Here is an 11943-nt window from a genome sequence, read left to right on the forward strand (position 1 = left end):
GACAGACATTCCTGTAAAAAAAAACTTAAATAACGTGCATTTTTTGTTTAAAAGTGACATTTTTTGTTGTAGAATAATCTGTATACTCGTGTAGAGTTTAGTTAAGTTTTTGATTTTATTCAAAAAATATTTTTAAGAGAAAACAACCATATCAAGTTAATACGTACCGAATAGAACTTGGTATTTAAAAATTACTGTGAGTATTAAATGAGTAACTTAAAGGTTTTAATTACAAAACTATCACCTCCTACTCGTACTGCATTAGAAAAGTCAGCAAATTACTGTATTAACCAATTAAATTATGAGATTGAGATTGAACACTTGCTGGTTGAGTTATTAAATCAAAATCCTGCCAATGATTTACACATTTTACTAAAAAAAAATAATATCTCTGCTGAAGCCTTAATTAATGATTTAAAAGAAACTATAGGTTCTCTACCAAAAGGCAATACCCGTACCCCTATTTTTGCCAAATCAATTGTAAGATTATTTGAACAGGCCTGGTTGCTAGCGTCTGCTGAACAAACCCCCGTCATTCGTAGCAGTCATTTACTGATTGCCCTACTCACCGCGCCAGATTTACAACAGATTGCGTTCAGGGCTTCCAGTCTATTTGAACTGTTCCCGATTGATACCATGAAACACAAGTTTCTGGATATTTGCGGCAACAGCACGGAACAACCAGCTTCCGAACCGTCTGCCGCTGCGGATCTATCCTCGGAAGAAAATCCGGCGACCACAACAAGCAGCGTAAAAACCCCGGCACTTGATCAATATACGATTAACCTGACAGAGAAAGCCAAGAAAGGCGGCATTGATCCGGTCATTGGTCGAGAGTTTGAAATTCGCTTGATGCTCGATATCCTGATGCGTCGCCGTCAAAACAACCCTATTTTGACCGGTGAGCCGGGTGTTGGTAAAACAGCTGTGGTAGAAGGCCTTGCATTAAAGATTGCACAAGGTCAGGTACCAGATGCACTTAAACATGTGCATCTGCATGTGTTAGATATGGGTTTGCTGCAGGCCGGTGCGAGCGTTAAAGGTGAATTCGAGAATCGTTTAAAACAGGTGATTCAGGAAGTTCAATCTTCAACACACCCGATTATCCTGTTTATTGATGAAGCACATACCCTGATCGGTGCGGGTGGTCAGGCGGGGCAAAATGACGCTGCTAACTTGCTTAAACCGGCTTTGGCACGTGGTGAACTAAGAACCATCGCCGCAACCACTTGGGCTGAATATAAACAGTACTTTGAAAAAGATGCGGCTTTAAGTCGCCGCTTTCAGGTGGTTAAGGTTGAAGAGCCGACTGAAGAAGTCGCGATTGATATGTTACGTGCCATGATTCCGGTGATGCAGAAGCATTTCAATCTGCAAATCGAAGATCAGGCCATCATTACTGCTGTTCAGGCTTCTCACCGTTATATCAGTGGACGCCAGCTTCCGGATAAGGCCGTCAGTGTACTCGATACTGCAGCTGCTCGTGTTGCCTTAACCCAAAATGCGCAGCCGGTGGTGCTCGACCAGTTAAAAGCGCAACAGCATAACCTGAAATTAGAACAGCAGATTTTAAGCAATGAACATCAGCACTTCCCGATTCATCATGAACGTCTGGAAGAACTCAATCAGCAACTGGCTTCTTTAGATAAAGAAATACAGGATGTTGAAGTGAAATGGCAGCAAGAACTGGATTTGGTCAAACAGATCCAGCAACTGAGCAATCAAGATGAGAAAGAACAACATAGCACTCAGGTCGCTGCCTTAAGAGATCAACTGACTCAGTTACAAGGTCAGACGCCATTGGTCTTCGAGCGTGTCAATGCACGCATCATCAATGAGATCATTTCCGACTGGACCGGTATTCCGGTTGGCAATATGGTCAATGATGAAATCAAACAGATTCTAAGCCTTGAAGATAAGCTTGGTGAGCGCGTCATGGGGCAGGATTATGCATTGAATCAATTGGTAAAAGGCATCAAGACCTCTAAAGCCAAGCTGGAAGATCCAAATAAACCGCAAGGTGTATTTATGTTGATCGGTCCAAGTGGTGTAGGTAAAACGGAAACTGCCCTTGCCTTGGCCAATGAGTTATATGGTGGTGAACAGCATCTCATTACCATTAATATGTCTGAATATCAGGAAGCGCATACGGTTTCATCCTTAAAAGGTGCACCTCCCGGTTATGTCGGTTATGGCCAAGGCGGTGTTTTAACTGAGGCGGTACGTCGTAATCCTTATAGTGTTGTGCTTCTGGACGAAATTGAAAAAGCGCATAGCGATGTTCAGGAACTGTTTTATCAGGTCTTCGACAAAGGTACTCTGGAAGATGGTGAAGGCCGTGTCATCGATTTCAAAAACACTACCATTATCCTGACCTCGAATACGGGTTCTAGCGCCATCATGCAGGCCTGCTTAAATCAGCCTGTCGAGGAATGGCCGGATGCGGATGACCTGATCGAGCATTTAAAGCCAAGCTTGTATAAACAGTTTAAGCCCGCATTTATTGGTCGTATGCGCATTGTGCCTTACTTCCCTTTACATGATGATTTACTGGTTCGTATCATCAAACATAAGCTTGGGAAGATTGTTGCACGTATTGAAAAACAATATGCAACTCAGGTGCAATATTCAGACGATTTGATTGAACTGATTTTAAGTCGTTGTACCGAAGTTGATAGCGGCGCGCGCAATGTAGATAACATTTTAAACTCGACCGTTTTACCAGCACTTGCGACAGAAATTCTGGTGGCTTTAGCTGAGCATAAATTGCCGAAACTGATCAACATTGATACCAAAGATGATGAAATCATCTATCAGCTTGATCCTGTTGCAAAAACCACGAAAAAGCGTACCAGCAAAAAAGCGAAAGCTGAACTTTAAGATTGAGCCAACACTGTGATACATATGGATATTAACCCATTACTGAACCCGATTAATGAGCAGTCGCCTTGCGGTGAAGATTACTCTTTTTCAAATGAGTTTCATGCCATTAAAAAAGCCCGGACTCAAGATGATCTGCTGCTTGATCAAGGCGATTGGGTCACAGAACCGAAACAGGCTGATTGGGACTTTGTTGCAGCCACATCAATTGATCTACTGCAAAGCAAAAGTAAAGATATCCGTATCCTCACCTGGCTGTCTGAAGCCTGGGCCAATCTCTATGGCTTCGAAGGAATTGCCAAGAGCCTTGAGCTCAGTCATCGCTTGCTTGAACAATACTGGCTGACACTGCATCCAGAAGTGGAAGATGATGATCTGGATCAACGGATTGGATTATTACAGGGTTTAATTAACCAGTTACCCCTACTGATTAAAAAAGTCCCACTGATCAATCACGCTCCTTTTTATCATTTACTCGACTATGATAATTTTCTTTATCATGAAAATATTCGACGTAAACAGAGTGATGACTATGAAAGTGCGAGCAGTACCAGTGAGCTAGAGCAGTTTGAGCAGGCTTTACTGAATACAGACAAAGCCTTCCAACGCCAGAACTATCAACATTTCAGTGAGATTTTCCAACAGTGGTCGACCCTGAAAAATGTGCTGGATGGTTTACTTGGTCTAGATTCACCAAGCTTTGCTGCAATTGACTCTAGCCTCGATCATATTCATATTAGTCTGAAGAAAATTTATAAAACAGAACAGTTTGAGCAAGTAACTCAAACCGTGGCGACTGACAGTGAAACCGCTATGACCACGACACCACAAAATCTGACCGCTCAGCCGACTGTAGCTCAAGCGCAACCGACCTTTCAGCCACAAGTTCAATCGCATGTTGAAAATCGTGAGCAAGCAATGCGCGTTTTACAGGAAATCGCGACTTATTTTCAAAAAAATGAACCGCATAGTCCTGTGAGCTATATGTTGCAAAAAACCATTAAGTGGAGCCAAATGCCACTACATGAATGGTTAACCCAAGTGATTAAAGATGAGCATCCGTTACAAATGCTGCAAGATACGCTCGGTGTGCAACCAAAGAATGAATACGAATAATTGTTGGTAAATCGATATGTTTAAAGCAGAGAAAATTCTTTGGGGTGAGGGCCTGTTTTTACGTCCTCAGCATTTCCAGATTCAGGACACCTACCACGAGCAACGCTTGAACCATACGGTTCGGGCGTTAATTCCGCATGCGTATGGCGTTCAAAAGCTCAAATTTGATGAAGTACAGCTTTCAACCCATATTCTGGCTTTAGAAGACGCTGAAATCATCTGGCAGGATGGTGAAATCTACCATGCACCTGCACAGGATCTATTACCAGAACCCTTATTGCTGGACGATTTAAATCTACAAGGTGAAATGATTGTTTACCTTGCCCTGCCTATTTTACAGGCGAACAAAAAAAATATTGCCGATGAAACCCGTTCGCTGTCGAGCCGTTATCATAACTACCTGTCAGAAACCCATGACCTGTTTACCGATGCCAGCCCTGCTGAGCTGAGTCTGTTGCGTCGTCGTGCTGAATTCAAGCTGCTTGATCCGCATATTCAACCAACCCAGAACCTGGACGGCTTCCTGTATCTGGCGGTAGGACGATTAAAACGCCAAAGCTCGGGGACTTTCGAGCTGGATAGCAAATTCATTCCACCGATTTTACATGTGGCTGCGTCAGAGTCTTTAATCAATAACTTAAAACGTACCTTGAATGTGATTAAGGCCAAGATTAAAACTATTCAAAGCAATAACCGTGAAAACGAACAGAAACTGATCGAGTTCCGTTCAGGCGATATTGTTTCATTCTGGTTGATCAATGCCCTGAATACTGCTTATGCAGGATTGAATCATTTACTGCATTATCCGCAAATTCATCCAGAACGTTTATTCTCTGAATTATTGCGTTTGACCGGTTCCCTGCTAACCTTCTCAACCGCTTATGATGTCGACCATTTACCGCATTACAAGCATCATCAGCTGCAGGACAGTTTCCAGCAACTCGATGTTATTCTGAGAGATTTACTGGATACCATTATTTCAAGCCGTTATTTCAGTATTGCCTTGAAAGAAACACGTCCATCCTACTGGGTCGGCAGCCTTGAGTCTGACAAGATTACCCGTGATACACGTCTTTATATTGCGGTTTCGAGCAGCATGATGCAAACCCATGAACTGATCCAGATCGTGCCGTTACGCTTTAAAGTGGGTAGTACCATTGATGTTGAGCAACGTGTGATTGCCGCCCTGCCTGCAGTTCCACTGCATCATTTGATGCAAGTCCCAACCGCAATTCCAGTGCGTTCTGGTGTGAGTTACTTTGAAATTGAACCGCATCATGAACTCTATCAACGTATGCTTGAGTCAGAATCCATCTGTGTCTATGTACCAGCCGGTTTCCAAGATATTAGTATTGAACTCATTGCTGTAATGAATAGTTAAGAGAATCACAATGACTCAACATCCAGCGGGTATTCCTTCTTTATTTGATGATGGCAAAATCGGTTCAGGCTTACCTAGTACTGACCAGCCACAAAATAAGGCCCAAGCAACGAATCTGATCGATCTGTTACACGATGGATTTTATTTGGTGTTCTTGCTTCGTAACCGTTATATCCCCTCAAATCCGGGTGATTTTCGTGAAAAAATTCTGGATTTACTCAACCGTTTTGAGCAACAGGCGAAGCGTTTGCAATTTTCTGCAGAGGATATTCATGATGCGAAATATGCATTTTGTGCCTTGATTGATGAAACCATTGCCACGCAACAGGATGCAGCTTACTTTAACTTGCAAAATAGCTGGCTGATCAGCCCGTTACAATTGAGCTTATTTGGCTCTCAGTTGGCCGGTTATCGCTTTTTTGAAATTCTGGAACAGCTCCGTAGCCGCGGCAAAGAACGTCTGGCCTCGCTTGAAGTGTTTCATTACTGCTTACTGCTAGGCTTCCAAGGTAAATATCGTCTCGAATCGGTGGAAAGCCTCAATCATCTGGTGGCACGTGTCGGTGATGAAATTGATTATCTCAAAGGCAAGAAAGCCGCGTTCTCTCCGTTTGCCGCGATTCCTGACCAGATCAAGCACATTATTCATCATGAGCTGCCATTTTTCTGGATCCTGATTTTCTTATTGTTATTCGCAGCACTCGCCTTTGCAGGGTTAAAGTTTATGCTGAATAAACAAAATCATAATGCTTTAACACCTTATCAAAATGTGATTTCAGCGCCAGCGGAAGAAGCACATATTACTATCCATTTGCCTTAGTTGATTGAAGTATGAGTCAGGAAAGAACTACCTCTTTACGCATCTTACAGACAAATAAGAAAAAAACGTTATCTCCTGTGATCTATTTACTGATCGGATTTATTTCGGGGATTATTTTAACTACATTGTTTTTCTTCATGTTGTCCACCGGAACGGGATCATCCAGTGAATATGTCGAACCGACTCAGGTTGTAGAAGAAAATACCACGGTACTTCCTGGCGCCAAACAGACCACTCAGGTAACTGAAGCCGCTGCTCCTGTTCAATATGAATCGACTGAGTCAGAAGAAGACAGTAACTTTACCCAGCCAGGTAGCAATGACCTGAACAAGTTCTTCCAGCGCACGCCACCACCAGCGGCTGCACCAGCCCAAACAGCACAACATGCCTCACCTTTTGCCAACGAACCGCATGTCAGAGCAGCTCAACCGGCAGCTCCAGCAAAAGCACCCGTTGCAAAAAGTGAAGCAGTACCAGCCAAAGTGGTTAAACCCGCTGCTCAACCCGCGAAAGTTGTACCAGCAAAAGAACCTGAAGCCGAAGCACCTGATGCCACCGTGCAGATTAAAGTCACCCAGAAGCCTTTTGCTGTCAATGAACTCAAATAACAGATGATCTGGTTTATTTTTCTCTGCTTTGTCGGGGTTGCAATTGGGCTAACTTTACTGATGTCCTATGAGCTGCGTTACAAATGTACGCAGCTTTTACAATCGCTACTCCCAAGCGGGAAAAAGAAAATCGCCAATGCCATGCAATTTGCAGAGCATATGCATCAGGCAGCCTCTCCGGAGAAATTACAGTCGCATTGGCATTTGCAACAATGGTGGATCCTGATCGCAGGTTTCTTTTTATTTGCCAGTATTCTGATTTTTGCCTTTACCCGTCCGATCAGTTCCACACGTATTGAAGCTGAATATTTAAAGGAAACTGATCCCCAAGTCTATGCGCTCCTGAATGGCGAAATGCTGAGCCCTCCACCAGATGTGGACGAGACCCTGATTCAAGATGCGATTGTAGAGGCAACTCGTTTAGAACAGGCCTATCAGGCTCAACATACGACTGATCCGAGCATTGACGCGTCACAAATTGAAGTGCCGCTCACCCATTCTCATGGCAGTCTGGATTCATCAATGGTGGATCGTAAATGGGATAAAATTAATCCACGTTATAAGCAGCGTTTACTCATGGTCTTTAAAATCATGAAAGAACAGCATGGCTATGAACTGGTCTTACTCGAAGGTTATCGTAGTCCGAATCGTCAAAACATGCTGGCAGGCAACCCGAATACCACGCGTGCAAAAGGCTATCAAAGTTACCACCAGTTTGGTCTGGCTGCGGATGTTGCCTTTAAACGCAATGGTAAAGTGGTGATTAGTGAACGGGACCCGTGGGCAATGCGGGGTTATCAACTCTATGGCCAGGTTGCCGAATCGGTTGGCCTGACCTGGGGCGGTCGCTGGAAATCAATTCAGGATTATGGTCATACCGAATATCGTATGCCTGGTTTAAAGAAAACCAAGGAAATGGCAGATCAACTGATTGCTGAGGGTCAATTAACAGCGCGAACAGGTGATTCATAGTGATTAACATTTCCAGACAGATTATCTACATGCCTATCTGTCTTTATTTCAAACCAAAAACACCATAAGTCTTTAATCATATGATTTAAATTATATTTTCACCAAATACCGGAATAGATACGATTCTGCTCAATTTTGCTTTGCAGAGCTCATAAATATAATCAGTAACCGAAACGATTATAAAGGCGAAAATAAATGAAGCGGCGATATCAAAAGGAAAATGCACACCGACATACACTCTGGACCAGCCCACAATAGCCCCCAGGAATAACCCGACAGTTGCAATTTTTCTAAAGCCAGACAACAGATAAGAAAAGGCAATCGTCGCCACGGTAAGTGTGTGCATACTCGGGAACGATGAGGTTGAACCATGCCCGACCAGCGTATGTCCTAACCCCATCGCAAATGGACGAGGATGATAATACAAAGCATGGATCACTTGGCTAAATAGCAAGGCGACCAATATGAACATTAAGGTTTTTATAAATTGCGTTCTGTATTTTTTATCCTTAAACACGACAGAAACAATCAGAAATCCGAATAAACCGCCAATCAGATTATGCGAAGCAAATATAGCGATTTTATCCAAAAATGAATTTTGAGTCGCAGCTGCATTAACCCACTGAAACAAAGCAATATTGACATCTTCAATTGACATTGCCAATCGATCCATGATGATTTGATATCGGCACGATAAAAAAAGTAGCTTAAAACAAAATTAATTTTTTCTATGAATGCATAAGTAAATCATAAATTTTATTTAAGTCTTTATTAATAAAAGACGCTTAAATTTTATCTAAATACAATTTGGAATACCTTATGAATAATCCAAAGATGATATCTGAAACGCTCAGTAAAGTACCTGAGCTGACCCTGCTCTTCTGGATTGTAAAAATTGCAGCGACGACGCTTGGAGAAACGGCTGGCGATGCTTTATCGATGTCGATGAATTTAGGTTATATCCTCAGCTCTTGTATTTTCACTGTTATTTTTATTGCGCTTGTTTCATTGCAGATAAAAGCGAAACAATATAAACCGTGGTTATATTGGGCAACCATTATTTCAACCACAACCCTAGGGACCACGATTGCCGATTTTGTCGATCGCTCCTTAGGTATCGGTTATCTTGGTGGAAGTCTCATCCTGTTCACCTTATTAATCAGCACGCTCGCTGTCTGGTACTGGCGTTGTGGAAATATTGCAGTAAACAGTGTTCAGTCCGCAAAGACCGAGGCCTTTTACTGGGTCACCATTATGTTCTCTCAAACACTAGGGACAGCGCTTGGTGACTGGACAGCTGATACCCAAGGTCTAGGTTATACAGCGGCAGCGCTGATCTTCGGTTCATTACTGTTAATGTTGGTGGGTGGCTATTACTGGACTAAAATTTCCAAAACCTTTCTGTTCTGGTCAGCTTTTGTTTTAACCCGTCCTCTCGGCGCTGTGTTGGGTGATTTTCTCGATAAGCCGCTGAACCACGGCGGTCTGGATTTAAGCCGATTCGGAGCCTCATTCCTGTTATTGACTTTTATTGTTGTTTGCCTGGTCTGTTTTAAATCAAAACCTGCCTTGACCGCGCATTAAACCATTACAGCGCCGTCTACACTAAAAAGCCATACAAAAGGCACCAGCGCACATATTGTCTTATGCCTTTATTTATCAGATACAGAGATCTTAACCCTGCCTCACTGCTCAGATGGGCATTGTATAAAATAATACCCAGCCTCCTGTAAAATTATGGATGCGCTTGAGCAGCAAGCATCTTTCTTAGATCACTGCCATCTGGATGCATTTTCCCGGGTAGTTTAAGAACACACCGCCCCTGCTACGCTGACGGGTGTTTTGCTGTCCAATGCCGCAATCGAAACAGCCATGGCATCAATCACACGAGCCAGTGATGTACTTGCCGTGCTTACAATGGGTGCAATCTGGTTATTGCTGGCGCTGACAGGCTGGCTGAATGTCATGCGGCAAGCCAACTGCTGATTCTGGGTAGAATTTTGATCAATGGTGATATTCGGATCGTTACGTTTAATAATCCATGCCACCGAAACTTCAACATTCTTGGTATTGGCAGAAGTAGTATTCACAATATCAAAATGGGAAAAGTCGGTTGCCACACGATAAGATACCTTTCCACCGATCATGCCGCTGTTATAGCGATCCACCGCACCAAGCTTTTGCTGTAAGCCTGCCGATAAATTGTCCCTGAGCTCTGCTCCTAAGGTTGAGGTCCAGCGCTCATTATCCAGAATATTTGAACGGCCATTGATTTCCTGTATCACCAGCGGTGCGCGATTGATTCGATCCGGTAAGCCTACAGGCAAGACTTCAATCACCTTCACTCTGGAGCTCGGTAAAGGCGTGACTTTATTGGCCAAGGTATAATAATTCGGCGTAGGTGATCCAGAACATGCAGCAATCAATAAAGTCGCAGCAACGATGCCCGCACCACGTATCATCTTTTGAGCAGTGAATGCTTGTTTAGATAGTGTCATCATTATTTATTGCTCTCTGCTTTTTTTCCGCGAATCAGCGATTCAGGATGTTGTTCAATATAATCAGCCATTAATTGCAAGGAGGCAGCTGCTCTGGTCATTTGCTGCAATGCCTTACGTACGTCCTGCTGCATCGGTGCATCACTGGATAGGATCGACTCACTGGATTGCATGGTTTTACGCACATCATTCAGGGTGGCCTGTAGACCAGGGGCCACTTTACCATCCAGCTGTTTTACCAGTTTGTCAGTTGATTCGATGGTGGTATTCATATTGTTTAAGGTTTTACGCACATCCTGGCCAATCTCTTCAAGCGGGAACTTACTCACCTTATCGGCAATCTGTGACACTTGTGCCTGTAATCCACTCAGCTCTGTCGCAGTGGTTGGCACTTCGGCCCGTCCATCTGGACGCATGATCAAAGCAGCAGGCTTGGCTTTTGGAAATTTATCAAACGCAATATAGTTTTGGCCCGTTAACAGATTGCCGGTACGCATTTGAGCACGCCAGCCTTTTGCGATGAATTTTCTGAAAATTTCGCCATCCGGATCAAGTTCTTTACCATGCGCCAAACGTGATGGATAAATCACCGCATCCACGCGCATACGCAACTGGGTATAATTCTGGTCAAACTCCACATTGATGGCTTTGACATTGCCTATTTCAATCCCCATGAAATCAATCGGCGCATCAGCACTTAAGCCACGTAACGAGTGATCAAAATACATGATAATCGGGCGTGGTTTACCATCCGGTTCTTTCATCGCCTCTTTTCGGGAGTCCGACAAACTAAAATAGCTGTGATTCGGCGCAATTGCACCTGTAGAGTTCTCTGGATAGCCAAATGCAATACCGCCCGCCACAATGCTGGCAAGAGATTGCGTGTCTAAATTAAAGCCTGAAGCATTCAGGGTGACATCGACCCCACTGGCTTGCCAGAATCGTGCATCGGTGGTCACAAACTTATCATAAGGCGATTGAATAAATGTTTGCAGTTCTACGCTTTTGCCATCATTCGCCAGCTTATAGGCGGTAATCTGTCCGACATTAATTCTGCGGTAGTAAATCGGCACCCCAATATCCAGCGAACCTAAATCCTGTGCTTTCAAGAAAAAGACTTTTCCGGGAATATCTGAGGACACCACTGGGGGCACCTCAAGTCCGATAAAATTTTCCTGCTTTTCTTCAGCCTTGCCGCCATCCACACCAATATAGGCACCCGAAAGCAAGGTATCAATGCCGGAAATTCCACCTGTGCCAATACGCGGTCGTACCACCCAGAAACGTGAATCTTTGGCCGCAAAATTACTGGCATCTTTGCGTAGCTCAATTTTGGCAATGATATGAGAACGATCATCAGACAAATCAATCTGGCGAACCAGACCAATATCCACCTGTTTATAGCGAACCGTAGTTTTCCCTGCCACTAAGCCTTCTGCGGTACGAAATGACACTTGAATGGTTGGGCCAGTATCCAGCACCGCTTTGGCAGCAAGTGAAAGCGCGATTAACAGAGCGATAAAAGGTACCAGCCAGATCAGCGCAGGTCTCCAGCGGCCTTTCTTTTTTTCAGGTTCCGCGAGAACCTGATCCTGTTGAGTTAACTCGGTCAGGTTCTCTGCAGAATCTTGGCTATTGTGTGTATTTTCTGACATAGTGATCGTTCTT

10 protein-coding genes are annotated in these 11943 nt (G+C 43.7%); 7 read left to right on the plus strand and 3 right to left on the minus strand.

The window, feature by feature from the left end; genetic code table 11:
* Positions 1-207: 207 nt before the first annotated feature.
* The 6 genes from tssH to IEV39_RS08810 are packed head-to-tail and all read left to right on the plus strand — an operon-like array spanning position 208 to position 7777.
* Complete coding sequence (tssH, locus tag IEV39_RS08785; protein WP_005284341.1) at positions 208-2880, plus strand: type VI secretion system ATPase TssH; 2673 nt, start codon at positions 208-210, stop codon at positions 2878-2880.
* A gap of 24 nt (positions 2881-2904) precedes the next feature.
* Complete coding sequence (gene tssA / locus IEV39_RS08790; protein WP_005284338.1) at positions 2905-3996, plus strand: type VI secretion system protein TssA; 1092 nt, start codon at positions 2905-2907, stop codon at positions 3994-3996.
* A 16-nt stretch (positions 3997-4012) separates the two neighbouring features.
* Positions 4013-5377, plus strand: coding sequence for a type VI secretion system baseplate subunit TssK (tssK, locus tag IEV39_RS08795; RefSeq protein WP_005284335.1), 1365 nt, complete (start codon positions 4013-4015; stop codon positions 5375-5377).
* A gap of 10 nt (positions 5378-5387) precedes the next feature.
* Positions 5388-6197 (plus strand): type IVB secretion system protein IcmH/DotU, encoded by an 810-nt coding sequence (icmH, locus tag IEV39_RS08800; RefSeq protein WP_005284332.1) that lies wholly within the window; start codon positions 5388-5390, stop codon positions 6195-6197.
* Positions 6198-6208: 11 nt separating this feature from the next.
* Positions 6209-6805, plus strand: coding sequence for a hypothetical protein (locus IEV39_RS08805; protein ID WP_005284329.1), 597 nt, complete (start codon positions 6209-6211; stop codon positions 6803-6805).
* 3 nt (positions 6806-6808) lie between these two features.
* Positions 6809-7777, plus strand: a complete 969-nt coding sequence (locus IEV39_RS08810; protein ID WP_005284326.1) for a M15 family metallopeptidase — start codon at positions 6809-6811, stop codon at positions 7775-7777.
* An 85-nt stretch (positions 7778-7862) separates the two neighbouring features.
* Here the strand turns inward: IEV39_RS08810 and IEV39_RS08815 are convergent, their stop codons facing one another.
* Positions 7863-8435 (minus strand): undecaprenyl-diphosphatase, encoded by a 573-nt coding sequence (locus IEV39_RS08815; protein WP_005229248.1) that lies wholly within the window; start codon positions 8433-8435, stop codon positions 7863-7865.
* A 161-nt stretch (positions 8436-8596) separates the two neighbouring features.
* On the opposite strand from IEV39_RS08815, the gene IEV39_RS08820 reads away from it, so the two are divergent.
* Positions 8597-9361 carry a COG4705 family protein gene (locus IEV39_RS08820; RefSeq protein ID WP_005284323.1) on the plus strand — a complete coding sequence of 255 codons (765 nt, stop codon included), beginning with the start codon at positions 8597-8599 and terminating at the stop codon, positions 9359-9361.
* 221 nt (positions 9362-9582) lie between these two features.
* On the opposite strand, the gene IEV39_RS08825 is transcribed toward IEV39_RS08820, so the two are convergent.
* On the minus strand, positions 9583-10278 hold the full coding sequence (locus IEV39_RS08825; RefSeq protein WP_005284320.1) for a PqiC family protein: 696 nt from the start codon (positions 10276-10278) through the stop codon (positions 9583-9585).
* Positions 10278-11936, minus strand: coding sequence for a PqiB family protein (locus IEV39_RS08830; RefSeq protein ID WP_371873708.1), 1659 nt, complete (start codon positions 11934-11936; stop codon positions 10278-10280). Before IEV39_RS08830 ends, IEV39_RS08825 begins: the two co-directional genes overlap by 1 nt.
* Between the last annotated feature and the right edge of the window lie 7 nt (positions 11937-11943).

Origin of the sequence: Acinetobacter courvalinii (genome assembly GCF_014635545.1) — a bacterium.
In the GTDB taxonomy this organism is placed as follows: Bacteria; Pseudomonadota; Gammaproteobacteria; order Pseudomonadales; family Moraxellaceae; genus Acinetobacter; species Acinetobacter courvalinii.